The 25541-nt window shown below is 41.0% G+C and carries 28 protein-coding genes; 17 read left to right on the forward strand and 11 right to left on the reverse strand.

Translation table 11 applies throughout. From position 1 onward, the window contains the following. The first annotated feature begins 143 nt into the window (after positions 1-143). From F946_RS14755 to F946_RS14770, 4 genes are read left to right on the forward strand one after another with little or no spacing between them, the layout of a single operon-like run. Complete coding sequence (locus F946_RS14755) at positions 144-3449, forward strand: type VI secretion system Vgr family protein (protein ID WP_080632303.1); 3306 nt, start codon at positions 144-146, stop codon at positions 3447-3449. Continuing rightward, entirely contained in the window at positions 3439-3993 is a 555-nt protein-coding gene (locus F946_RS14760; protein ID WP_004984019.1) for a hypothetical protein, read from the forward strand. The genes F946_RS14755 and F946_RS14760 overlap by 11 nt, the downstream gene beginning before the upstream one ends. Continuing rightward, the gene (locus F946_RS14765; RefSeq protein WP_004984022.1) at positions 3993-5939 is read left to right on the forward strand and encodes a LysM peptidoglycan-binding domain-containing protein; all 1947 of its coding nucleotides are present in this window, start codon (positions 3993-3995) and stop codon (positions 5937-5939) included. Before F946_RS14760 ends, F946_RS14765 begins: the two co-directional genes overlap by 1 nt. Beyond that, positions 5936-6664 (forward strand): SH3 domain-containing protein, encoded by a 729-nt coding sequence (locus tag F946_RS14770; protein WP_004984024.1) that lies wholly within the window; start codon positions 5936-5938, stop codon positions 6662-6664. The genes F946_RS14765 and F946_RS14770 overlap by 4 nt, the downstream gene beginning before the upstream one ends. Positions 6665-6714: 50 nt before the next feature. On the opposite strand, the gene F946_RS14775 is transcribed toward F946_RS14770, so the two are convergent. Next, complete coding sequence (locus tag F946_RS14775) at positions 6715-7635, reverse strand: Dyp-type peroxidase (protein ID WP_004984026.1); 921 nt, start codon at positions 7633-7635, stop codon at positions 6715-6717. Positions 7636-7795: 160 nt separating this feature from the next. Between F946_RS14775 and F946_RS14780 the strand changes: the two genes are divergently transcribed. Further along, positions 7796-8416, forward strand: coding sequence for a LysE family transporter (locus F946_RS14780; protein WP_004984028.1), 621 nt, complete (start codon positions 7796-7798; stop codon positions 8414-8416). On the opposite strand, the gene F946_RS14785 is transcribed toward F946_RS14780, so the two are convergent. The 4 genes from F946_RS14785 to F946_RS14800 are packed head-to-tail and all read right to left on the reverse strand — an operon-like array spanning position 8397 to position 10964. Next, positions 8397-8894, reverse strand: coding sequence for a 2-thiouracil desulfurase family protein (locus F946_RS14785; protein ID WP_004984030.1), 498 nt, complete (start codon positions 8892-8894; stop codon positions 8397-8399). The two genes, F946_RS14780 and F946_RS14785, sit on opposite strands and share 20 nt — an antisense overlap. 4 nt (positions 8895-8898) lie before the next feature. Next, positions 8899-9699, reverse strand: a complete 801-nt coding sequence (gene znuB / locus F946_RS14790) for a zinc ABC transporter permease subunit ZnuB (RefSeq protein ID WP_004984031.1) — start codon at positions 9697-9699, stop codon at positions 8899-8901. 3 nt (positions 9700-9702) lie between these two features. Continuing rightward, on the reverse strand, positions 9703-10485 hold the full coding sequence (gene znuC, locus F946_RS14795) for a zinc ABC transporter ATP-binding protein ZnuC (RefSeq protein ID WP_004984033.1): 783 nt from the start codon (positions 10483-10485) through the stop codon (positions 9703-9705). Continuing rightward, positions 10470-10964: a transcriptional repressor gene (locus tag F946_RS14800; protein WP_004984035.1), complete on the reverse strand. Its 495-nt coding sequence runs from the start codon at positions 10962-10964 to the stop codon at positions 10470-10472. Before F946_RS14800 ends, znuC begins: the two co-directional genes overlap by 16 nt. Positions 10965-11105: 141 nt before the next feature. Between F946_RS14800 and F946_RS14805 the strand changes: the two genes are divergently transcribed. From F946_RS14805 to F946_RS14855, 11 genes are all read left to right on the forward strand, one after another. Further along, a complete protein-coding gene (locus tag F946_RS14805; RefSeq protein WP_004984036.1) occupies positions 11106-11945 on the forward strand; it encodes a metal ABC transporter solute-binding protein, Zn/Mn family in 840 nt (279 codons plus the stop codon). A gap of 171 nt (positions 11946-12116) precedes the next feature. After that, entirely contained in the window at positions 12117-12515 is a 399-nt protein-coding gene (locus tag F946_RS14810; protein ID WP_004684416.1) for an ATP synthase subunit I, read from the forward strand. Between the two features lie 107 nt (positions 12516-12622). Continuing rightward, positions 12623-13498 (forward strand): F0F1 ATP synthase subunit A, encoded by an 876-nt coding sequence (gene atpB / locus F946_RS14815; protein ID WP_004684418.1) that lies wholly within the window; start codon positions 12623-12625, stop codon positions 13496-13498. 84 nt (positions 13499-13582) lie between these two features. Next, positions 13583-13828 carry a F0F1 ATP synthase subunit C gene (gene atpE, locus F946_RS14820; protein WP_000424060.1) on the forward strand — a complete coding sequence of 82 codons (246 nt, stop codon included), beginning with the start codon at positions 13583-13585 and terminating at the stop codon, positions 13826-13828. 38 nt (positions 13829-13866) lie between these two features. Further along, on the forward strand, positions 13867-14337 hold the full coding sequence (locus F946_RS14825; RefSeq protein ID WP_004684420.1) for a F0F1 ATP synthase subunit B: 471 nt from the start codon (positions 13867-13869) through the stop codon (positions 14335-14337). A 12-nt stretch (positions 14338-14349) separates the two neighbouring features. Beyond that, the gene (locus tag F946_RS14830; RefSeq protein ID WP_004984037.1) at positions 14350-14886 is read left to right on the forward strand and encodes a F0F1 ATP synthase subunit delta; all 537 of its coding nucleotides are present in this window, start codon (positions 14350-14352) and stop codon (positions 14884-14886) included. 44 nt (positions 14887-14930) lie between these two features. After that, positions 14931-16475: a F0F1 ATP synthase subunit alpha gene (gene atpA / locus F946_RS14835; protein ID WP_004684423.1), complete on the forward strand. Its 1545-nt coding sequence runs from the start codon at positions 14931-14933 to the stop codon at positions 16473-16475. Between the two features lie 88 nt (positions 16476-16563). Further along, positions 16564-17433 (forward strand): F0F1 ATP synthase subunit gamma, encoded by an 870-nt coding sequence (atpG, locus tag F946_RS14840; protein ID WP_004984038.1) that lies wholly within the window; start codon positions 16564-16566, stop codon positions 17431-17433. A 26-nt stretch (positions 17434-17459) separates the two neighbouring features. Then, entirely contained in the window at positions 17460-18854 is a 1395-nt protein-coding gene (atpD, locus tag F946_RS14845; RefSeq protein ID WP_004684425.1) for a F0F1 ATP synthase subunit beta, read from the forward strand. Positions 18855-18880: 26 nt separating this feature from the next. Beyond that, positions 18881-19300 (forward strand): F0F1 ATP synthase subunit epsilon, encoded by a 420-nt coding sequence (locus F946_RS14850; protein WP_004684427.1) that lies wholly within the window; start codon positions 18881-18883, stop codon positions 19298-19300. A 357-nt stretch (positions 19301-19657) separates the two neighbouring features. Further along, entirely contained in the window at positions 19658-19978 is a 321-nt protein-coding gene (locus F946_RS14855; protein WP_035327186.1) for a hypothetical protein, read from the forward strand. A gap of 31 nt (positions 19979-20009) precedes the next feature. Here F946_RS14855 and F946_RS14860 read toward each other — a convergent pair whose 3' ends face one another. The 6 genes from F946_RS14860 to F946_RS14885 all read right to left on the reverse strand — a co-directional run bounded on the left by F946_RS14860 (position 20010) and on the right by F946_RS14885 (position 24099). After that, the gene (locus F946_RS14860; RefSeq protein WP_004984043.1) at positions 20010-20945 is read right to left on the reverse strand and encodes a hypothetical protein; all 936 of its coding nucleotides are present in this window, start codon (positions 20943-20945) and stop codon (positions 20010-20012) included. A gap of 81 nt (positions 20946-21026) precedes the next feature. Further along, positions 21027-21470: an AAA family ATPase gene (locus F946_RS14865; protein WP_004984045.1), complete on the reverse strand. Its 444-nt coding sequence runs from the start codon at positions 21468-21470 to the stop codon at positions 21027-21029. A 90-nt stretch (positions 21471-21560) separates the two neighbouring features. Then, complete coding sequence (locus tag F946_RS14870; RefSeq protein ID WP_035327189.1) at positions 21561-22151, reverse strand: hypothetical protein; 591 nt, start codon at positions 22149-22151, stop codon at positions 21561-21563. A gap of 132 nt (positions 22152-22283) precedes the next feature. Then, positions 22284-22658 carry an RcnB family protein gene (locus F946_RS14875; RefSeq protein WP_004984047.1) on the reverse strand — a complete coding sequence of 125 codons (375 nt, stop codon included), beginning with the start codon at positions 22656-22658 and terminating at the stop codon, positions 22284-22286. A 198-nt stretch (positions 22659-22856) separates the two neighbouring features. Further along, positions 22857-23402, reverse strand: a complete 546-nt coding sequence (locus F946_RS14880; RefSeq protein WP_004984048.1) for a glutathione peroxidase — start codon at positions 23400-23402, stop codon at positions 22857-22859. A gap of 142 nt (positions 23403-23544) precedes the next feature. Continuing rightward, the gene (locus F946_RS14885) at positions 23545-24099 is read right to left on the reverse strand and encodes a hypothetical protein (protein ID WP_004984049.1); all 555 of its coding nucleotides are present in this window, start codon (positions 24097-24099) and stop codon (positions 23545-23547) included. Between the two features lie 335 nt (positions 24100-24434). Here F946_RS14885 and F946_RS14890 point away from each other — a divergent pair, with 335 nt between their 5' ends. Next, positions 24435-25355: a DMT family transporter gene (locus F946_RS14890; protein WP_004984057.1), complete on the forward strand. Its 921-nt coding sequence runs from the start codon at positions 24435-24437 to the stop codon at positions 25353-25355. Positions 25356-25541: the final 186 nt, after the last annotated feature.

A 25541-nucleotide genomic window follows, 5' to 3' on the forward strand; every position in this document is an offset into this window, starting at 1 on the left:
ATGAGATTGAACAAAAAGGAGCGTAATGCTCCTTTTTGTTTTTTGAGAGCTGCGTCTTCATTAACATTATTTTACTAGATTAAAAAAAAGACATTTTGTACACTCCGCGCACAAGTATAAAAACCAATAACTTCATAATGATCATGTTCAATTCTATTTATAAAATGCTGGAATCCTTTGGGTTTGGCTCGCAAAAACGTGCTCTGCATATTCATTTTTCCAATCCGGCTTTGAACACACAGGTGTTTATTCAGCGGATTGAGGGTGAACATCGCATTAATCAGGGCCTAAAAGCTGAAATCCTATGTTTATCGACCAATGCTTATTTGCCTTTAAAACAGTTCATTGGTGGGCGAGTCGCGGTTGATCAGGTCACGGATGTGGGGCAGCTTTCTCGTCTGACGGGGGTGATTACCAGTGCCAGTCAGGGGCAAAGTGATGGCGCGTTAACTGTTTATAAACTGACGATTGAAGATGCAACAGCGCTGTGGCATAAGCGCAGAAACAGTCGTGTGTTTATGAGCAAAAGTGTTCGTGAAATTACTGAAATTCTGTTTAGCGAATGGCAATGTCACAGCACGCTATTTGCAGCCAGCTTAAGCCTGAACTTAGAGGGTTTGAGTCGTGATTATGATGTACGACCCTTTGTCATGCAGTCTAATGAAACCGACGCTGAGTTTCTCACTCGACTATGGCGGAGTGAAGGGATTAATTGGTTGATTGATGAACAAGCTCCGATGGTGCTCAGTTCATCCGAACCGATTCAGTCACAGCAACTTCGTTTGATTGATGATAATCAAGCTTTTACAGCACTGGGCCGCCGTACGATTCGTTTCCACCGCAGCCATGCCACTGAGCCTTTTGATAGCATCACCAGTTTTATTGCTGAACGTCACTTACAATCCACCACGGTACAGGCGCAGCGTTGGCAAGCGCAACATTTAGCTCAAGATCAGAGTCAGGCTGTATTGAGTGCACATCAGCACAGTGATCAACAAGACAATGAAAGTTTGGGTCTGGAACAAGTCTGGTGTGTCAGTCCAGCATGGACGGCTGATCTACAAGGTGAGGATCAGGCCACGTCTGCCAATAGCAGTCAACTAGATCGTCTCAACCAACAACTGAGCCAATATCACGAGCTTCAGGCCAAATATTTCACAGCAAAAAGTAGCGTTCGAGATGCACAAGTTGGTTATTGGTTTGAAATGGTGGATCATCCTGAAATAGACCAGCATGTGTCCGCAGAGCGTGAATTTCTCATTTTAGGCAAAGTTTTTTATAACCAAAATAATTTACCCAAAGAGTTATTACAGCAAATCAATTTATTACTAAAAGAAAGTCGCTGGCAAGGTCTGAGTGAGGAACGACAAGCCAATGAACTCTTTGTCGTACGTCGTGAGGTCAAAATTGTTCCTGAATATCAAGCGTGGATACACCGTCCAGCAGCCCATCCTTTACGGGCCAAAGTCGTCGGGCCTGAAGGGGAAGAAATTTATGTGGATGCTTGGGGACGGATTAAAGTTCGCTTTATGTTTACGCGTAGTGATGACCATGCTCATGATGGTGGTGCGGGTGCAAATGACAATGACACGGACTCGGCTTGGGTCGATGTATTGACCCCATGGGCGGGTGAGGGGTATGGCGCACGTTTTCATCCGCGTGTTGGAGAAATTGTGGTCATCGACTTTTTTGAGGGGGATGTCGATCGACCCTTTGTCGTAGGGCGAATTCATGAAGCCGAGCGCCACCAAACCATGTTTGATGTGAAAGGGACATTACCTGCGACAAAAAAACTCAGTGGGATTCGTTCACAAGAGGTTGCAGGGCAAGGCTTTAACCAATTGCGTTTTGATGATACGACAGGGCAAATTAGTGTGCAGCTACACAGCAGTCATGGAGCGAGTCAACTCAATCTCGGTAACCTCAGTCATCCAAAAGCAACTGAAAATAGTGACGGGCGTGGTGAGGGGTTTGAGTTAAGAACGGATCAATGGGGGGCCATGCGTGCAGGCAAAGGCCTCTTGATTAGTACCTATGCACAGGATCAGGCGGTCGCAGATCATTTGGCTGCGTCAGAAGCCCAGTCTATCTTACAGCAAGGTCATGACAGTATGTACATGCTGAGTACTTTGGCTGTTAAACAACAGACTGATGCACTGAATGTGGTTAATCGTTTGCCTAAATTGATTCAGTCTCTAGAGTTAAAAGGGGCCAATCAAGCACTCCAAGCAACCGTTGGTTTATTTAAAACCGCAGTCAGTCAGGATCCGATTTCGGCATTAAAAACGTGTGGTGGCTTTATTGAGGATATTCAAAAATTTGGTCAAGACACAGACAATTTGATCAATGAATTTAAAGATTATTTTCGGGATGCAGAGGCTTCAATAGAAAATTTAAAAGCCTTTATTGATAACCTCGAAGAACATGGCACAGATGCTTTGAAAAGTCAGTTGCAAGGCGTGAAAGAAAAATTGAATGCGGATCCATTCGCCGCTTTAAAAGATGTAGGCAAAGTGATTGCTAATGTCGAGATGAAAGACTTTGACCTGACCAGTGCTTGTGGAAGCTTTAATAAAGGCAGCAAACTGAATGTTCATCCCATGCAGGCATTGGGCTCCATGCAAGGTTTTATGGAGACATATGCTCAAGAGGCAGAGCAAACGCAGGATACTCAGAAACAAGCTCAAGCGAAAATCTTTCGTCAGGCTTTAATGCTGTTGGCTTCCCCCAATGGTATTGCCTTAACGACGCCTGAAGATATTGTTTTACAGGCTTCGCAAGACATCGCTGAAAGCGCACAGGGGTCCATTAACTTAAGTGCCCAGAAGAATATTATTGCGCATGCACAGGATAAGGTGAGCTTATTTGCTGCACAAAAAGGGCTAAAGGCGTTTGCTGCAAAAGGAAAAGTTGAATTACAGGCGCAAGATGATGCGATAGAAGCGATTGCGCGTAAGGTGATTAAGCTGATTTCAACTGAAGATAAAATAGAAATAACCAGTCCGAAGGAAATTGTACTGACTGCTGGTGGTTCACAGCTCAAAATTAATGGGGATGGGATTTTTACGACAACAGGTGGAAAGTTTGAAAGTAAGGCGGGTCAGCATAGCTTTGTGGGTGGGGCAAAAGTATCTTATGAGGTTCCTGAATTACCAAGTATGTTTTATGGAAATTTTGTTGTTAGGGATCAGCAAAATAATCCAGTAAAAGGACAAAAATATAAATTAATCTTACCATCTGGACAAAAAATTTTAGGAGTGACAGACGATAATGGTATGACAGTAACTGGATATTCCTCATCAAGTGATGAAGATTTGAATTTGGAAATTATTGAAGAAGTAACCCAAGACATTTGGTTCCAACCACAAACAACGTATGAGTATGAACAGCTTAATCATATAGATTTTCCGCTAATTGATGAAGATAATGGTGAAATAAATGAAGAATAATTTTTTGGTTATTTTCTTGATATCTATAGTGGTTTATGGGTGTAACTCTTCTGATTTATCAGATGGGGGGAGTTTAAATTATAAAGAATATGAATCAAAAGAAATAAAATGTGGAAAGAAAAGAATTAAAATTCTTTCGAGTTGTTATGATTCTGAGGAGGGACTTGTTGATAGAGGTAGTGGAGGAATCGTTAGACAATGTAAAAGTAGTAAATTGTTAATTGATGAAAAAACCGTAATTAACTTACCAATAATAGATAAAATAAATAATAAGGAAAAAATAATCTTAGAAGAAGGGTATTTAAGCCCTATTAGTTTTTCATGTATAGAGCATGAAGGAAATAGTTTTGTTCTCATAAATCAAGGTATCTCAAATAACGTCAATGCAATGACTGTTGAAGAGGTTAATGAATTTAGAAAACCAGTTGTTTTAAATTTAAATGGAGTTATTACTCCAAAAAAAGACGCTAAAAAAATTATAGATAATATGAAAATAAAAAGAATAAAAGTTATATCTGCTAATGCAGTTTATGGGAAAGAATAATGTCTAATATATATGAGATATTGCGTCCAAAAAAAGGTTATGCTTATACAGATGAGCAAATTGTAGATTACTCTTTGATCAGTATTCCTATACCAACCAATAAAAAAAATAAAGGAAATTCTAGAATATATGGTGATATTGAAGAGGCTAACTTTAAGAATATAGTCGACATTATTATTTCGCTATGTTCGAGGTATAACCTTGATTATAAGGAAACGGCTTATACTTTATTAATTTGTTTAGCAGAATCTGGCTTTAATCCAGATGCAGCGGCTGGAACCACCAGTGCCGCAGGACTTGCACAATATACAAAGGATACAGCAAATGCATTTAGAAAAAGAGCTAAAGAGCTGATTGGTGTAGACATTGATATGAGAGGAAACAATGTTTTTGATGCAACTATCGGATCATATGGTGTTTTGGTTGCATTTTTATTTAATAAAGAGCTGGCTATTAATTGGGGGTTTAAGCCTAGTGATGAGAAGTACTGGCAATTAATATATATGCTTCATCATGATGGTCCGGGATATTATAATGATGATCGTGGTAAGCAGCGAGCATATAATTTCAAATGGAGGAAGGATGCAATTAGAGCGTATGAAAGAATTTTCAAACAGAAATTAGTATTATTAACAGCTCTACTGAAGCAAAAGGTAGAAACCAAAATTAAGCTAACGGATAATAATGGTTCAGATGTTGAGAATAAAAATTATATTTTGGCAACTGTTAAAAATTCGAGTAATGAAAAGCCTTCACATTTATCAATGGATAGGGGTAATGAAACAGAAATAAATGTTATTTTTGGGAAAACAAATTCAAAAGGAGAGTCTAAATCTATACTTTCAAGAATTGGTGATGAAATAATTACTATTATACTTCCTGATAATTACAAAGATTTAATACATACTAGTTCTACAGCAGGATACGTTGTAAAAAAAGGGGATACTCTAGAAAAAATTGCTAAATCTAATGCTACAACTGTAAATAGAATTATAGAAGATAATAATATTCAAGATAAGAACAAGATAAAGGTTGGTCAGGTTCTATTTTTTGGTGTGAGTGAAAGCTATAGTGTGAAATCGGGTGACACCTTAGCAGGAATTGCTAAAAAATTCGGCACTACTATAGAGAAAATAGCAAAAGATAATAAGATAAGTAACATAAATAATATTGCAGTTGGGAAGAAGCTAAAGATAAATAAATACTTGAGGCACAAACCATCTAATAGTGCTTTAAACCAAATTTTTAACAATATTGGTTTAGGTAATTTAAATTTAGATATTCTTGAGTTTTCGAAAAATCACACAGCGAAGCCGACGGGTAGTATTAGTAACAGTGCTCAACAATTTAATAATATGATTGAGTTGAGTACTCCAGTAGCAAAAGAAGCGGTTAATAATCAAAAGGTAAAAGAGCCTCCAAAAATTGATAAAAATAAAACGCAATTGAATGGGAATACAAAGGATGTGAAAGTGAAAATATCTGATGGGATGGCTGTTATTTATACATTTCAAGATATGGATTATGGCCCATTTGAAGAGCCCAAAGAAGGATATACTGTTTTCTATGATCATTTAGGTAACAAGCTTTTTAGCTTCAAATCAGGAAGTAGAGTGTCTAGTAAAGCTAAAAGTAATGCCGATGGGACGTTCACTGGATTTTATACAATTATTTCTGGTGGTACTAGGACAAGTCAATTGGGGGCAGCATATGGAACTACAAAAATTCGTAGTACTGATACAAGGGCTCGTTGGGTTCATGGAGGAGGTTCTGGCTTAAAAGATCCTTACGCTGAAAAGCAGGGCTGGCGCGTTACAATGGGTTGTACTCGTGCGCAGAATAAGGATGTTGAAAATTTGGCAGAAAAAATCATAAACTTTCAGCGTCAATATCCTAATATAAAAATTAAATACATTCGCGATAAAAAAGGAACTTACCCTAAATGAGAAAAAATAAAATGAATTACATATTTTTCCCTTTTTTAATGACGATTAGTAGTTGTATTTATGCTGATTTTGGATTGATTCAAGATAAAGATGGCTATGTTAATGTTCGTGAATCGGCAGATTTGAGTTCTAAGGTTATATCTAAACAGAAGAATGGAGAAATAGTTTCATGTGTGGATGATATTGTGAATAATTTTTGTTTTATTAACTCATCGTCTGGTGTGAATGGTTATATTTATAATAATAGAATTAATAGATTTGATGGTTATAGCAAAATAAAATTAAAAAAATATGATGTTAAAACTGCTTTATATAGGAATTCTTTATATACAGTTGAGATCTCATCGAAGGATGCGGATTTGAATTCAAAAAATTATTCCAAAAGCCTAAAGGGGAGCGAGTTATATAGTTTGTATAAAGGGAAGGCTTTTTATGGTACGGATGGTGACCTCCCTACTGTAAATTTTCTTCAGTTGAACAGAATTGTAGTTAAGATCCAAGATCAAAAAATTATTATTAATTCAGATCAATTGGAAAATTATTTTTTTCCAAAAGATGGGCTCAGTAGTAAGAATGAACTTGCTGATTTTCAGATTTATCAGAAAAACAATGATTTATACATAATCAACTCATTAAGTAGTGGTGGGGCTGCTCAATATAATATTGCATTACATATTAAAGATGGGAAGTTGATGAAAAATAGCGTATGGAAAGCCGAATTGTAAAAGATTAGCTTAACTACAGTAGACCCTTACTATAGTTAAGCATTTAAAAATCACCCTTGCAACACTGCTTCCAGCAATTCCTCGCTCGGCGCAAAATAATAAGCACCGTCCACAGGAGCCACAAAATGAAGCATACGATCATGGATTCCATCACCACTGGTGCCGAACATACGCAGTAACATCGCATCAATAATGTTTAAATCTTTCGTATAGGCAATAAAAAATAAACCTTGCTCACCTTTACCATCGCCATAAGGAAGCGAGTGACGTAGGATTTCCATTTCTTGGCCTTCATCATCTTCAACCACGACACGTGCAACGTGAGAATTTTCAGGCTTAACGTCATCATCTAGTTCAATACTTTCAAGTTTTGTCCTTCCAAAGACTTGCTCTTGAGCATCAACTTTTAATTTTTTCCACTTTTCCAAATCATGACAATAGCGCTGTGCAAAGATAAAAGAGCCATCTGCGAATACTCCTGCATCTTCACTTAATAAGGTCGTTGCAGCACGATCATCAGGAAACTGCGGGTTTTCAGTACCATCAATAAAACCAGTCAAATCTCGACCATCAAAATTGCGGAAACAGACTCGTTCATCTAAAACATCAACTTTATCTTGGATGCCTTCAAAGAAGGATTGGCTAAGGGCAAAACAAATATCGGTACGCTGAGACGCAATATGAATTAAAACATCCGCAGGTGAAACAGGCATATTGAAAGAGCCATAAATGGGCTCTAGCTGTTTAAACCCTACAGGCGCTGTAGGATGAAGTTGTGCCCAAAGTTCAGGGCCAAAAGCAACCGCTGTTTTAATTTGCGCATGTGGATGTTGGGTAATAAGACGATCACGAGTTGAAAATAAATATTCTAATTTTTCTTTAAGTTCTTCAATACTTAAATCTTTTAAACGTAAAACAATAAAACGGGCATGATCTGAAGGTAATGGTAGAATTACAGATTGGGCGGTCATTCATGGCTCCTAAAAAAATTGTTATTTCTATTGGCTGTACTTATTGTGCCTTATGCAGTTTCTGCTTCATAGCCTTAAGTGATAAATTCATTGATGAATAATAAACCCTAAAAGCATGAAAGATCATATAATCTAAAGGTCATTTTTTCTCAATACCACTATGTCATTTCAAATTTGGCTTGGCTTTGTACTCGCATGTTGGATCATTAGTATTTCTCCAGGGGCAGGGGCCATTGCGTCAATGTCGAGTGGCCTTAACTATGGTTTTCGGCATGGTTATTGGAATGCGCTGGGTTTACAACTCGCCTTGTTGGTACAAATCGGTATTGTGGCGGCTGGGGTAGGGGTGCTCTTTGCGACAACGCCTTGGGCATTTTGGGCTGTGAAGTGGTTTGGTGTGGCTTATTTATTGTATTTGGCTTATTTACAATGGATGGCACCCATCCAATCGATTGAAATTCAACAAGAACAACCGAATAAATCGCGCTCTAAATTGGTGATGTATGGCTTTTTGATCAATATGAGCAATCCCAAAGCAATCGTATTTTTATTGGCTGTTTTACCGCAATTTTTGGATTTGTCTAAACCGCAGTGGAGTCAATATGCGGTGATGGCCGTCACGATGGTCACGATTGATTTGATTGTGATGGCAGGATATACGGGGTTAGCAGCGAAAGTTTTAAAACTCTTAACATCACCGCGACAGCAAAAATATCTCAATCGTACTTTCGCAGTATTATTCAGTTGTGCGGCGGGACTGCTTAGTTTGGTTCATCAGTAAGTTTAGTCTGCGTCAATTCTACTAAAAACTGTTGTTCGGTAACCACATGTATACCGTGCTGACGAAATAGGGCGGCAGTGATTCCTTCCCCTACAATTTTTTGCCTAGTAAATGAGCCATCATAGATGCCATCACTGCCACAAGATGGGCTATTGGCTTTGAGCACAGCATGGGTAACGTGATTGGCTTGCGCTAACGCTAAAGCTTTGTAAGCACCTTGAATAAAGACCTCGCTAATCTGATGACCATCTGATGAAAAAATCTGTGCGCGGCCTAATAAAACATCAGCACCTGACCCGTGGCGAATTTCTGCTGCGGGACGCGGGGTTGGAAGTCCTGCACTGACTTCAGGACATAAGCTGACATAATTTTTATCGAGCAAGGCTTCAACTAACTGAGAGACTAAGGAGTCTTTGCCGTCATAACGAACTTTTTGTCCGAGTAGGCATGCGCTGATAAAATAACGTTTATGGCTCATTTAGTTATGTCAGTTTTTTAAACTTCTGCGCGATAAAAATCAACGCAAACAAAATCGACATGGTTAAAACAATGCTGAGTCCTGTAGAGGTATTCAGTCCTGCACTGGACCATAAACCAACCGTCACCCCAATTTGCGCAATCACAAAGGCCCAAATCACCATTTGTTTTGGAGAGTGGGCAAGCAGTCGAGCGGTAAGTGCTGGAATGACAAGCAAGGCACCCATCAGTAAAGAACCCACTGCACGAAGTGCTAAAATGGTAAATAAAGCCAGTAGCAACATAAAAATCAAACGTTGCCATTTCGCACTGACACCTTCACTGACGGCCATATCAGGATCGATCGCGATTTGAATTTGAGCTTGCCAACTTTTATAAAGCACTGCCAATGCAACAACAATAACAGTGGCAAAAACGGGCAGGTCTGCCCATGTGATCGTGAGCAAATCACCAAATAAATAGCTGAGTAGCTCAGGTCTTAAACTTGGAATATGTTGAATAAACATCAGACCCGAGCAGAGCAAGGTCGCAGAACAGAGTGCGAGTAAGGCGTCATTCGGTAACCGTGGATCATGCAAAACCCAAAGGATCGCCACCAACAACCCCGCAATAAAAGCCACACCCATCCACAGAGGCAATGCCATTGCTCCTGCAATCGCGACACCCAGTAACGTGCCATGCGCCATGGTATCGGCAAAGAATGACATGCGGCGCCATAGCATCAAACAGCCCAGTGGCGCAGTTAAAAAGACCAGAAGCGTGCCCATAATCCATGCAGGCAACAGCAGTTGTAACCATTCCATCATGACTTAAGCTTCCGGTTCGGGGTGAATGTGTGGGCGAGCGTCATGCTGACAAGGCATTGCACTATCACCATGTGCACAGTGATCATGATGATGTTGATAGAACACGCGGTTGGTACCAAAAATAGCTTGATACTCAGGGTGTTGTTGCACGTTTTCAGGCAGGCCGCTACAACAAATGTGTTTATTCAAACACACCACACGATGAGTTCCTTGCATGACCCACTGCAAATCATGTGAAACCATGAGCACAGCACAACCATATTTGGCGGGTAAACTGCGCACATAGTCGTACAGCTCAGCCTCAGACTGAATGTCTAAGCCCTGCATCGGTTCATCGAGAACCAAAATATCGGGTTGACGTAACAGCGCACGGGCCAGTAAAACGCGTTGTCGTTCTCCACCTGAAAGCTGCTGTACTTTAGAATTTTTAAGTTTGCTGATCCCAGTATCGTGGATAATTTCTTGCTTGATTACAGGATCGCATTTTTCCAAAGCCAAAAGGTCTTTCACCCTAAGCGGTAGGCTATGTGAGGGATTAAACTTTTGGGGTACATAAGAAAACTTGAGTGGCTTTGTTGTTTTAATGTCGCCAGCATTAGGGTGCACAATACCCAACAACACTTTAATAAGCGTGGATTTCCCTGCACCATTTGGGCCAATCAGGGTCACAATTTCCCGTTCATGTAAGACAAAATCGACATGCTTTAAAATCTCGCGTTCATCGATACGAACACTAATTTGGGAGAGTTCGACCAGAACAGGATCGAGGCTTATTTGTGGCGACACTGCTGACAAATTCCTGAAATTTCGATAATGCTATGTTGTGCCGTAAAACCATCGGCTGCGGAAAGTGCATCGAGTTGTTGTAATAATCCTTGAGCAGAGGCCTCTGTCACTGATTTGCAATCAGTACAAATGAGAAAGGCGGCTTGATGGCCTTCGCGGGGATGGCAACACGGAATATAGGCATTAATCGAGGTGAGGCGGTGAATGAGGCCCTTTTCTAATAAAAAGTCTAGGGTGCGGTACACCGTCGGTGGGGCAGCAGGGCGATCGGCATTGCTTTTAATTTTAGCCAACAAGTCATACGCACCCATCGGGCCTGTCGCATTCAGGATCAGTGCCAAGACTTCTTTTCTTAAGGGGGTTAGGCGCGCACCAGTTGTTGCGCACAAGACTTCTGCTTCAGCCAAACGCGTCTCAACGTTGTGATGACCATGCACATCATGTAAAGCATGGTGGTGTTCGTGAGAACAAGCGCTCATAACAAACCTCAAGTGCAAAATTTATAAAAGAAAAACGACATTAAATCTTAACATGAAGCGCAGAGAGTTTCGATTAGGCATAGGTATTTTTGTCGATTTGTTATATTATAACACTAATTGTATTTCTAGTGATTGCTCCCCATGTCCCGTTTCTTGGCTTTTTTTGCGTTTGCGCTGTTTAGTAGTGTTGCTTGGACGCAAGACTTGGTTGTCTCTACACAGCCGATTTACTTGATTGCACAGGAAGTGACGAAAGGCATTGAAAAACCAACCTTATTATTGGCCGATCAATCTGGACATGATGTGAGTTTGACCCCAATGCATCGTAAAATTATTCAGGATGCAGGCTTGGTTATTTGGTTGGGACGAGCACATGAAGCACCGCTGGATAAACTCCTGACCCCCAATGATAAAGCAGTTTCTATTTTAGATTCAGGCATTATCAATGCTTTACCACTACGAAATACCCGTGGTGATGCCTTAAAAAATACCATCGATACCCATGTTTGGCTTGACCCAAACAATGCGGTACGCATTGGTTTCTTTATTGCAGGCCTGCGTTCACAGCAGATGCCTGAGTATAAGGAGCGCTACTGGAACAATGCCAAACTCTTTGCTCAGAAAATGTTGCAAGCTTCAGCTATATATAGTCAAAGTACCCAAGCTCGGCCGTATTGGTCTTTTCATGATGCCTATCAATACATTGAGCGACCTTTAAACTTACGCTTTGCAGGCGCCTTGACAGATGACCCACATATTGCCCCTACGGTTGCGCAAATCAAATACTTAAATGACAGCCGCCCTTATTCAAAGATGTGCCTTTTGGCCGAAGTGCATGCCAGTCAAGCACAATATCAAAAGTTGAACCCATTGGTTTTCCAAGCGGTTGATGAAAGCATGACTGGGGCGGGGGATTTTGTCAGCGCGTGGAAGCAATTGGCCGATCATGTGCATAAATGTGTGCTAAATGCGCGAAAGTGACGCAAAAATTAAACAATAATTGATTAGTTTAAAAGCAATTTAAACATAGAAAAAAACTCGACTTAGGTCGGGAAAAGATTGCATGTTCAGGGGTGTAACTCTATAATGCCTGCGATTAAAAATAATCATCAGCTAAACTTGTCAAGCATGATTGTTGTGAGTGAATAAATAATGAGCCGAACTAGTCGCTTGATTGACCGACGATTAGCGAAAGCTTTAGTCCTCTTACAAGCATGTATGATTCCTGTTTCAGCCTTGATCGGCTGGGTCGTAAAAGACTCAACTGCAGCCCTGAGTGCAGCATTAGGTGCGCTCGTGTGTTGGCTTGCGACTTGCTATTTTTCATGGCAGTCGTTTCGAGCAGCAGGAGCTCGCGCTTCTAAACAAGTTCTTGCGAACATGTATAAAGGTATGATGGGTAAGTTTGCAATTGTGATTGTTGGTTTCATTTTAATTTTAAGCAATGTCAAACCGTTGTCAGCGGTGGCGTTGTTTTGTGGTTTTATGCTCGTTCAAACCATGACGTGGGTTGCTCCATTTTGGGTGTCGCGTCAACAAAAACGAGTTTAATAAGCACTACAAAAAATTGAAAAGTTTTTTAGGAGATGAACGAGATATCAAGCAGCACGCGATGTTCGTTCTCTCTATTTGTATTTGACATTGACCAGGTGTGATTTATGGCTGCTGAAGAACATGCCCTTACTTCGACCGAGTATATCAAGCATCACTTGACGAATATGACTTATGGCAAAATGCCAGACGGTTCATGGAAGTTGGCTGAGACTGCTGAAGAAGCTCAACAGATGGGGTTCACTGCTATTCACTTGGATTCAATGGGTTGGTCTATCACTCTTGGTGTGATTTTCTGTTTGTTGTTCTGGTGTGTAGCGAAAGCTGCAAACTCTGGTGTTCCAACCAAGTTCCAGTCTGCAATTGAAATGATCATTGAGTTTGTGGACTCAAGTGTTCGCGACACTTTCCATGGCAAATCACGCTTAATTGCGCCACTTGCATTGACCATTTTCGTGTGGATTTTCCTCATGAACGCAATGGACTTAATCCCAGTTGACTTTATTCCGTATACAGCTCAACTGATTGGTGCAAGTGTATTTGGTATGGATCCTCATCACGTTTACTTCAAGGTTGTACCTTCTACAGATCCAAACATTACCCTAGGTATGTCTTTATCTGTATTTGTATTGATCTTGTTCTACAGTATTCGCGAAAAGGGGATTGGTGGTTTCGTTGGCGAATTAGCACTTAACCCATTTAACCCAAGTAACCCAGTTGCAAAAGCGTTATTGATTCCAGTGAACTTAATTCTTGAATTAGTAACATTCCTTGCACGTCCAGTTTCATTGGCTCTGCGACTTTTCGGTAACATGTATGCAGGTGAGTTAATCTTCATCCTTATCGCATTATTACCGTTCTGGATCCAATGGGCGTTGTCTGTGCCTTGGGCGATCTTCCACATTCTTGTTATCACGCTACAAGCATTCATCTTTATGATGCTGACTATCGTATACTTGAGCATGGCAAGCGAAAAGCATTAATGGTAATGCCCAACTATCACTGGATGGTTGGGCGCACAATTTTTTAATTTAATTTGGTATAAACCTAACCTCTGAGGAATTATCATGGAACTCACTTTAGGTCTAGTTGCAATTGCATCTGCTATCTTGATCGCTTTTGGTGCTTTAGGTACTGCGATTGGTTTTGGTCTTTTAGGCGGTCGCTTCCTTGAAGCTGTTGCACGTCAACCAGAATTGGCTCCACAACTTCAAACTCGTATGTTCTTAATCGCGGGTCTTCTTGATGCTGTGCCTATGATCGGTGTTGGTATTGGCTTGTTCTTCATCTTTGCTAATCCATTTGTAGGTTAATCAGCTTAATTCCTAAATTAAACTATTGAGGAATAGCAATGAATATCAACCTCACATTGATTGGCCAAGCGATTGCATTTGCGATGTTTGTCGCATTCTGCATGAAATTTGTATGGCCACCACTAATCAATGCGATTAGTGAGCGTCAGCGTAAAATCGCTGATGGCTTAAACGCTGCTGAAAAAGCAAAAGCTGATCTTGCGGATGCGCAAGCTCAAGTGAAAGCTGAATTAGATGCAGCGAAAGCGCAAGCGGCTCAATTGATCGAACAAGCGAACCGTCGCGGTGCACAATTGGTAGAAGAAGCTCGTACTCAAGCGTCAGCTGAAGGTGAGCGTATTCGTCAACAAGCAAAAGAAGCTGTTGATACAGAAATCAATTCTGCTCGTGAAGAATTACGTCAACAAGTTGCTGATCTTGCAGTAACAGGTGCTGAGAAAATTCTTAGCCAAAAAGTTGATGCTGAAGCTCACAATGCCATGCTGACTCAGCTGGCTGCTAAACTTTAAGAGAGGCGGATTATGGCTGAACTCTTGACGTTGGCACGCCCGTACGCTAAAGCAGCATTTGCTTACGCTTCTGAGCAAAATGCAACTGACTCTTGGTCATCTGCATTGAACTTGCTCAGTGCTGCTGTGCAAGACGAAGCATTTTCAGCTTTCTTAACTCGCCCTGAGCTTACTCCTGCTGAGCAGGTAAGTCTTTTTGCAAAAGTATTAGGCGAAGACCAAACTGCAGCAGTGTCAAACTTTTTGACATTGCTTGCTGAAAACAACCGTTTGGCGCTTCTTCCTGAAATTTCTGCTGAATACGAGCAGCTCAAATCACAGAATAACAATACTGTGGATGTAGTGATTGAATCTGCATTCCCATTGACTTCTGTACAAGAACAACTACTTGCACATGCTTTAGAGAAAAAATTCGAAGCTGCGGTAAATGTTTCTGTAGAAGTTAAACCAGAGCTTATTGCTGGTGTTGTTATTCGTGCAGGCGACCAAGTGATAGATGATTCTGCGCTTAACAAGCTAGAAAAAATGCGGACTCGTCTTCTTGCTTAATTGCATATGAAGACTGAACTTTAAAAAGATTGAGGTATAGCGCAATGCAACAACTGAATCCATCCGAGATCAGTGCGCTCATTAAACAGCGTATCGGCGATCTGGACACCAGCGCGACCGCTAAAAACGAAGGGACCATTGTTATGGTTTCCGACGGTATTGTGCGTATTCACGGCCTTGCTGATGCAATGTACGGTGAAATGATCGAATTCGACGGCGGCTTATACGGTATGGCACTGAACCTAGAACAGGATTCAGTGGGCGTCGTTGTTTTAGGTAACTACTTAAGCCTTCAAGAAGGTCAAAAAGCGCGTTGCACAGGTCGTGTATTAGAAGTTCCGGTTGGTCCAGAACTTTTAGGCCGTGTAGTAGATGCTTTGGGTAACCCAATTGATGGTAAAGGCCCAATTGATGCAAAATTAACTGATGCTGTTGAAAAAGTAGCACCAGGCGTAATTTGGCGTCAATCAGTGGATCAACCTGTACAAACTGGTTATAAATCAGTAGATACAATGATCCCTGTAGGCCGTGGTCAGCGTGAGTTGATCATTGGTGACCGTCAAACTGGTAAAACAGCGATGGCGATCGATGCGATCATCGCTCAGAAAAACTCTGGCATTAAATGTGTATACGTAGCTATTGGTCAAAAACAATCGACTATTGCTAACGTTGTGCGCAAGCTAGAAGAAACTGGCGCTATGGCGTATACCACTGTTGTAGCAGCAGCTGCAGCCGATCCAGCAGCAATGTTGTACTTGGCTCCATACTCTGGCTGTACAATGGGTGAATACTTCCGTGACCGCGGTGAAGATGCACTAATCATTTATGATGATTTGTCTAAGCAAGCTGTTGCTTACCGTCAAATTTCATTGTTATTACGTCGTCCACCAGGTCGTGAAGCGTATCCAGGTGACGTATTCTATCTTCACTCTCGTCTTCTTGAGCGTGCTTCGCGCGTTTCTGCTGACTATGTTGAGAAATTCACGAATGGTGAAGTTAAAGGCCAAACTGGTTCATTAACTGCATTACCAATCATTGAAACTCAAGCGGGTGACGTATCTGCATTCGTACCAACGAACGTAATTTCGATCACTGACGGTCAGATCTTCCTTGAAACATCATTATTCAACGCAGGTATTCGTCCTGCTGTGAACGCGGGTATCTCTGTATCTCGTGTTGGTGGTTCAGCGCAGACTAAGATCATCAAAAAATTGTCTGGTGGTATCCGTACTGCTTTGGCGCAATACCGTGAATTGGCAGCGTTTGCTCAGTTCGCTTCTGACCTTGATGAAGCGACTCGTAAGCAACTTGAACATGGTCAACGTGTAACTGAATTAATGAAGCAAAAACAATATGCTCCATATTCAATTGCTGACCAAGCTGTTTCAATTTATGCATCTAACGAAGGCTACATGGCTGACGTTGAAGTGAAGAAAATCGTAGACTTTGATGCTGCGTTAATCTCTTACTTCCGTTCAGAAAATGCTGCGTTAATGCAAAACATCGATGAAACTGGTGATTACAACAAAGACATCGAAGCTGCAATCAAAGCAGGTATTGAAAGCTTTAAAGCGACTCAAACTTACTAATTTCAACTTCAGTTGGATTTAGTTTTGGTTTGGTTCACGGATCAACCTTCGAGGGCTCGAAAGGGCCTTCGAATACTAGGTTAAGCGTATGGCAAATTTAAAAGAAATTCGCGCCAAAGTAGCTAGTATCAAAAGCACGCAGAAAATTACTCGCGCGATGCAGATGGTAGCAGCTTCTAAGATGCGTCGTGCGCAAGAGCGCATGGCTCAAGGCCGTCCGTATGCCGAAAATATGCACCGTGTAATTGCTCACTTGGTTCAAGCGAATCCTGAATACAAACACCGTTATATGGTTGAACGCCCTGTGAAGCGCGTTGGCTATATCATTGTGTCTTCAGATCGTGGCCTTGCTGGTGGTTTGAACATTAACTTGTTCAAAAAAGTGGTTAAACACGTACAACAGCAACAAGAGCAGTCAATTGAAGTTCAATTTGCTTTAATTGGTCAAAAAGCGGTTTCGTTTTTTAAAAACTACGGCGGTAAAGTGCTGGGTGCTACGACAAATGTCGGTGATACACCAAGCCTTGAACAGTTATCTGGTTCTGTACAGGTGATGTTAGACGCGTTTGATAAAGGCGAGTTAGATCGTATTTATCTTGTGTCAAACGGCTTTGTCAATGCCATGACTCAAAATCAAAAAATCGAACAACTTGTTCCTTTAGCAACTGCTGAAGAAAACAAGACCCTTAACCGTCAATACGGTTGGGATTATATCTATGAGCCTGAAGCTGAAGAGCTTTTAAATGGCTTATTGGTTCGTTATATCGAGTCTGTGGTATATCAAGGCGTGATCGAAAACATCGCGTGTGAGCAGTCAGCTCGTATGGTTGCAATGAAAGCTGCAACGGACAACGCAGGTGATTTGATCAAGAGCCTACAACTTATTTATAACAAGCTGCGTCAAGCCGCGATTACTCAGGAAATTTCTGAGATCGTTGGTGGTGCCGCTGCCGTTTAACATTATTTTGAATTGAGGAGACAGCAATGAGTAGCGGTCGTATCATTCAGATCATCGGCGCGGTTATCGACGTCGAGTTTGAACGTAACAGCGTTCCTAAGATCTATGACGCTCTCCACGTTGATGGCACTGAAACTACATTAGAAGTTCAGCAACAACTTGGTGATGGCGTAGTTCGTACTATTGCAATGGGTTCTACTGAAGGCCTTAAGCGTGGTTTGAACGTAACGAATACTAACGCTCCAATCTCTGTACCAGTGGGTACAGCGACTTTGGGTCGTATCATGGACGTTCTTGGTCGCCCAATCGACGAAGCTGGTCCAGTTGCGACAGAAGCGCGTTTACCGATTCACCGTCAAGCACCTTCTTATGCTGAGCAAGCAGCTTCTACTGACCTTTTAGAAACTGGTATTAAAGTCATCGACTTACTATGCCCGTTCGCTAAAGGTGGTAAAGTTGGTCTGTTCGGTGGTGCCGGTGTTGGTAAAACTGTAAACATGATGGAGTTGATCAACAACATCGCTAAAGCGCACTCAGGTTTATCTGTGTTCGCTGGTGTTGGTGAGCGTACTCGTGAAGGTAACGACTTCTATCACGAGATGAAAGACTCAAACGTTCTAGACAAAGTAGCAATGGTCTACGGTCAGATGAACGAGCCACCGGGTAACCGTTTACGCGTAGCGTTGACTGGTTTGACCATGGCTGAGTACTTCCGTGACGAGAAAGACGAAAACGGCAAAGGCCGTGACGTATTATTGTTCGTAGACAACATCTACCGTTATACACTAGCAGGTACTGAAGTATCAGCACTTCTAGGTCGTATGCCATCTGCAGTAGGTTACCAACCGACACTTGCAGAAGAGATGGGTGTTCTTCAAGAACGTATTACATCGACTAAGTCTGGTTCGATTACGTCAATCCAAGCGGTATATGTACCTGCCGATGACTTAACAGATCCATCGCCTGCAACTACGTTTGCTCACTTAGATGCAACTGTAGTATTGAGCCGTGACATCGCATCTTCTGGTATTTACCCAGCGATCGATCCACTTGACTCAACTTCACGTCAGTTAGATCCACTTGTAGTGGGTGCTGAGCATTACGAGATCGCTCGTTCAGTTCAAAACGTTCTTCAACGTTATAAAGAATTGAAAGACATCATCGCGATTCTTGGTATGGACGAACTTGCAGAAGAAGATAAGTTGACTGTTTACCGTGCGCGTAAAATCCAACGTTTCTTCTCTCAACCGTTCCACGTAGCTGAAGTGTTTACTGGTGCTCCTGGTAAACTTGTACCGCTTAAAGAAACGATTCGTGGCTTTAAAGGTCTTTTAGCTGGTGAATATGACCACATTCCAGAACAAGCGTTCTATATGGTTGGTGGTATTGATGAAGTAATTGCTAAAGCTGAGAAACTTTAATTAGTTACCTAATTTAGGAGATTCTCATGTCGACTATGCAGTGTGATGTTGTAAGTGTTCAAGAGTCTTTGTACTCTGGCGCTGTAACGATGCTAATTGCTAAAGGTGCTGGTGGTGAATTAGGTATTATGCCTGGTCACGCGCCACTAGTAACTTTACTCAAGCCGGGTACAATCCGTGTTCTGCTTGAAAACGGTACAGAAGAGTTAATCTATGTATCTGGTGGTGTTCTAGAAGTTCAACCGCATGTTGTTACGGTTCTTGCAGATACTGCAGTCCGTGCAGAAAACTTAGATGAAGCAGCAATTCTTGAAGCGCGTAAACACGCTGAACAATTGCTTGCAAATCAAAAGAGCGATTTGGACTCGGCTGCTGCTTTGGCTGCTCTCGCAGAAACTGCTGCTCAGTTGGAAACCATCCGCAAAATCAAAAACCGCGCTCAATAAGAGACGGTTTGAGATTAAAAAAAGCCACCGAAAGGTGGCTTTTTTTATGTCTGTTGATAAAAATGCGTCAATTGCTTATTTCATGATGAGTTTGTTGGTTTCTTAGTTGTCATTGTTCAAATGGACTGGATTGGTCTGCTGCATACATGCAATCTTTGTTTTGCATGATAGTGCTTCGTCTTTTAACTGTACGCTGGCTTGTAGAATATTTTGAATACACAATTTTTAAAATTCATCTGAATCAATGCTCCTATGCTTGATATATTTCGTTAAGCAAGGACATAGCTATCTAAAGTTGCATATCTTTTATTCAACAGAAGTTATATTTTGAAAGCTTCTCTGTAAGCGAAGATGAAGATGAACCTGATTGCGCATGAATCCCACTTTTGGGAACTTTACCAAGATTTTGAGCATTATTATCTGAGTATTGCAGTCGACATGAGCTCAGTGGTGTCGTGTTGGGACTTGGTACTGACTTCAGAAGAAATATTACAATATGAACATCGGGGTCGCGCGAGTATTCAGGAGCTGACCAAAGCCATGATTGACGCAGCTTATAAGGGTGATTTTTCAATGATGGAAGCACGTTTAGCCAAGCCATATGAGCGTCACGCCATGCAAAAGGCTTTTAAAGAATGGTTAGCACAGAGCAAAACTCAGGAACAGTCTTCGTTTTGATGAGGTGTGAGCTCAAAGCATTATTTTAAATTTATTGCAAAAAGCTTTGACGCAATTGGCTGAACATCATGCGGCTAACGCTATTGTGTTGAGTCTCAATCAACTTTTTGATTTGCTCAACTTGAGGTTTATCTTCAGGAATCACAATCTCTGGATCGATTTCGATATCTGAATTGGACATGGTATTGGACGGCTGTGCAAGCAAATTTGAAGATGGGTGTTCGGCATGCCAAAGCTGTGTTTCGAGTGACATGATGTACTTATATTCATCGGTATTGGGGTTAAACCGCTTATATAGTCTCAGGTCTTGCATTGCATCTTGACGGCTTCGATCAGGCATATCTGTTTCGACTTCCAACCATTCAGAGATAACGGGATGAATTTCATGTTCCATCAGTTGGTAATAAAGCCAATCGCTGAGTAGGCTATGATCGATGTCAGACAGATATGGGCTGTTGTGTTGCAGCAATTGTTGTAAGTGTTCGAGAACCAAAACTTCTTGCTTTTGTAAGGCATAGCGCGCTTCAGCATCAAATTGTTGGTATTCTTCGGCTGGAATTTCAGTGAAATGTTGCTGTTCAATGAAGGCATCTACAATATGCGTTTGAAATAAGTTATTCCATTGTTCTAGCGCATGAATTTCGAGCTGTTGTAGCTCTTTAAACGCTTTGCTTTGATAGCGGCTGAGCTGCAGGCGCTGAATATTTTGCTGGTTGAACTCAATTTTTTGTTTGATGTATTCAGCATAAGCACCTTGTTGTTTGGGGCTGACAGGGCTTACAACATCGACCAAAAGTAACTGCTGCTGTTGTTTGTATTTGAGCCAGTCCTGAATACGTTGAACTTCTTTATGCTCTTTAGAAAAAAACTGGGTTAAGTGTGGCGTGGTTTTTTCAGGCATTAAAAAGTGCATCCCGCCAAAGACGATGATTGCTAAACAGGCGATCACAAGAATGACTTTTTTCATTATAAAAATGTTTTTCTGTGTTTCTTATTTGTACATGGTAGCTTAAAAATGAGAAATAGTTAATGTTTTTTCATTAAAGCTTCAAATCGGTATGGGTAAAATTGAAAATTCACCTTGCCCGATAATACGAACTTTATACAGTGCATCAAAGCCTTCAGCATAGTGTGGAGGTTCAAATTTTTGAGCGGTGGCTCTGATTCCGACTTCAGGAATGCGGGCTTTGCCTTCACGTAGGCGGTTGCGTTCCAGTGCACCTTTAAGCTCAGTCTCAAAGAGGTAGCCAACAATTTCAAAGCCTGCGGCTTGAGCACTGGTAATATAACGGGCCCGATCGGCTAACGTAGGGTTGGTATTATCAATCACCATTTTGGTTTTTGAGGCCAGTCCTGCTTCAAAAATGATTTTTTCACGATGCCGTGTTTTCAACATGTCTAGGTTGATGCGCAAATGGCTATGTGCCAAATTCAACAGATAATAGCTCGATTTTCCCGAAGCTTGGATGCCCATAAAAATAATCAGCTGCATGTGAGAAATCGTGCCTCAATCAAATTAGGAGAAAATGGTTGCAGTCATTTTCTCTTACTCTATTGCTGAAAGCACCAATATTTACATGTTTTAAGATTGGTTTGTGTTTGAACTATCATTCTCAGCTTGCTGAGGAATCATCATTGAAGCCAGTTTCAACATTTCAGATTGGATCGTGCCCATTTGCTGTTGCATCTTTTTAAAGTCGACTTGGCTAAAATCCACCTGTCCATTTAAAAAAGGTGAAGCTAAAACTTGTTGGTTGGCAGACAGTAATTTTTCACGGATATCATTGATTTCTTGGGTTTTAAGATTCAGTCCATTCAAGGCATTATTGAAACCTGTGAGCTGTTGTTGCAAAGCTGTTGCTGCGTGTTGCAACTGTTGTTGATCATGCTGTTCAATTGCGGCCTGCAAGTCACTTTGGGTTTCTTGCAGCTGAGTGACGTATTCACCTGCTTTTAATTGCATATCTGCCACATCACGCACGATATAGAGCATGTTGCCACTTTTCAGTTCAGCTTTTTCAGGGCTTTGTGTATTCGGTGATTGGTGTTGCTCAGAGGTCTCAGTCTGGATGTCTTGCTGATTCGGCTCTGTTGCTTGCTCACAGCCAATGAGTAGGATGCCTGAACTAAACAGTGCAAAAGGAAGAACCAAGTTTTGTAAAAGTTTTTTCATCATCAAATCAGTATTGGGCTATGTGTTTTTTAATATAAGGGCAAAATGTGTAGATAAAATGCTGGGTTTCAAAGTCATAACAAAACTTTTTAAAATAAAAAGAGTGCCTGAGCACTCTTCATTTACAGCAGTTTAACCAGCAATGATTTTAATAATGGAATGATTGCGAATGTCTGTCAGTACATAGTCGCCATTCACTTTAATCCACTGTTGGTTTTTACCGGGTTTGCTGAGTTTTTTGTATTTTTGGTGATCTACTTTATAGACATTGCTATGGTAAGCGCTTGGGAGTTTTTGACCGGCTTTCCAATCTTGAGATGGATGGTTGGCTTTTTTGACAGTGGTTTGAGTCGGCTGTTGATGTCCATTTGAAGTATGCTTTTGCGCATGTCCATGTGACTGCGCGGTTTGATGTTGCTGATGTTGTTCTTGTGGTGCTGCTAGTGCAGGAAGGGCAATCAATGCGGTTGAGATAGATAAAACTGCTGCTTTTATAAATGTATTCATGAGCTTCACTTCGGGTTGTCTTGAGCGGATAGATGCATCATAGAGTGAAGTGTTTGATTGATCGTGAATGAAGTGTTGTAAAATGATCAAAATAAAGAAGAAATCATGAAGATCGAACCGATTCGAATGTCATTACTCATTTAAAAAAATAAAATATAAGCAGCCGTTAAATTCGACTGCTTATAAACAGCTTCAGGCTTATTTGGCCAATTCAGCATTGATAGCATCGACAATACGCGGATCATTGGCCGTAATGTCCGGTGCAAAACGCGCAACCACTTCGCCATTTTTATTGATTAAGAATTTCTCGAAGTTCCACAGCACTTCAGGTGGTTCGTTCGGTGTTAAACCATAGTCCACCAAGTCTTTCCACCAAGGGCCTTCACCGATACGTTCAGGTACCGCTTGGGTGAGCGTTTCATATAACGGATGCTTATCATCCCCTGCAACCGAGATTTTTGAAAAAAGCGGGAAATCTACTTGATAGTTTAAAGAGCAGAATTCTTGAATTTCAGCATCTGAACCCGGTTCTTGTGCCAAGAAATTGTTGGCAGGAAAACCTAGAATCTCTAAACCCTGTGATTTTTTGTCTTGATAGAGTTTTTCTAAACCTTCGTACTGCGGTGTGAGGCCACATTTAGATGCCACATTCACCACCAAGAGAACTTTACCTTGGTATTGGTTTAAGTTGATGTCTTCGCCCTGAATGGATTTGACAGGAATGTTATAAATCGAAGTGCTCATTTGCGTGTCCTTATACGATGTGCATTTTATTGTGTTGGAAGCGTTTTATTGTGTTGGAAGCGTTCGACAAAGTCACGCCCATTTGTGGATTGATCGCAACAAAAAAGCAAGCCGAGGCTTGCTTTAAAGGGTAGGGAGGTCATTAAGACGCTGGAGCTGCTTTGACTTTCGCTTCCAAAGCCGTTACGTCAGCAATGATCGATTTCTGCAATTCAGTCGCTTTGTTTTGAAGTTTAGTGATTTTCGCGCTATCTGGTGTTGTTTTTGTACTTTCTTTGGTGAGCTCTACACCCAGATCATTGGCGTCCTGCATTTTTTCACGTAAAGCATCTACTTCAGCACTTTTTAAGGTTAAGGCATCTAATTCATCATTAAATTGCTTCACATAGGTTTCTGTTTTTTCAACTATACTTTTAATTTGAGCGGGATCCTTTTTCTCTAAGGTTGCACTCACTTCTTTTTGAAACGCGGCGGCTTCTTGAGCTTTGGCATTCGATAGCGTTTGTACGGCTAACAAATCGGCTTGAATATCGGCAATATTGTTATTGCTATGATTAGCAACGATAGTGGTTGCTTCGGTTGAGGTCGCTTCAGATGCAGACGTCGTTTGTTCAACGGCTGGCTCAGTTCCTTTTTTTTCGCACGCAGCCAAAGTAAGTGTGGCCATACAAACTGTGGTTAAAAGTAACTTTTTCATAACGACATCCTTCTATCGGGAAATATGTTTTTGTAGGCCAGAGTCTAAGAGCAATGACCAATCAATTAAAAAATACGTTCGCTAGAACAGCATCAATACGATGCAGAGATCGTTGACATTGTTCTATGGTGTTTTTGTAGAGTGAAGTTGCTGAAATGCATCAATTTATTGAAATGTATAGTTTTGTATTGTCTTAATATTATGTTTTTTATGAATTTTATATTTTAAGATAAATGTATCAATTATGTGTGATACCCAAATGATATTCGAATAAATCATAAAAATGTTTTACCATTCATTTAAATTTTGCAAACAAAAGCTAAACGGGAAAAAGAATGAGTACCACACCACAACGTATGTATTGGGCTTTGAGTCTCCCTATCATTGCCGTACTCATTTGGTCGATCAATATTGTCGTTACGCGTTATGTAGCTGATTTCATTTCGCCAGTCAGTATTAGTTTTTATCGGTGGTTCTTTGCCTTCATTCTTTTAACGCCTTTTGTCGTGCGACCTTTATGTCGGCAGTGGGCATTAATCCGAGCGCATTTAGGTCAGTTGGCAGTGCTAAGTGCATTTGGTCTGGTGTTGTATCAGGGCTTAGCCTACACCGCAGCGCACTATACGACCGCGACCAATATGGGACTGATTAATGCCTTTATTCCGATCTTTACCATTTTTGTTTCACTGCTGATCTTAAAAGATATTCCAAATCGTTTTGCGATGATCGGGAGTATTTTATCTTTTGCAGGTTTGGTTTATATCATTGGGCAGGGCAATCTTGCGGGCTTAGTTCAATCGGGTGGGCATTTGGGTGATGTCCTGATGGTGGTTGCGGTATTCTTCTATGCCTTTTATGGGGTGTTTTTGAAAAAGTGGCAATTGCAAATTCCCTTGATGCTGAGCCTCTATGTGCAGATCTTTTTTGCACTGCTTTACCATTTGCCTTTCATTGCCTATTTCGGTCTCGATTCAATCAATAGTCAAAATGCGGCAAGTGTTATGTATGCCAGCATTTTCCCTTCCTTAGTTGCCCCTTTACTATGGATGTTGGCCATTACCCATTTAGGGCCGAATCGAACCAGTATTTTTATGAACTTGATGCCGGTCTTTACCGCAGTGATTGCTTATGTTTGGTTGAAAGAGGCGTGGACGGTTTATCATACGGTCGGTGGTGTGGTCATTATCTGTGGTATTTTACTCGCACAGCGTAAAACAGCATTAAAAACGACACCTTTAGCAAACTCGATGGATTGATATTGGTTGGAAAACGACCATTTAAATTATTTTTTTAATAGAATAATTCATTAATAAGTTAATTTATTAATGCTATTTTAGATGATTAATGTATTTAATGTATGCAAAAGCTGATTAAAAATAGGTAGATAATTTGAATTATATTTTAATTATCTCCATTAATCAGCGTTTTAACGCTGTTTTTAA

It is taken from the genome of Acinetobacter johnsonii ANC 3681, assembly GCF_000368805.1.
GTDB lineage: Bacteria > Pseudomonadota > Gammaproteobacteria > Pseudomonadales > Moraxellaceae > Acinetobacter > Acinetobacter johnsonii.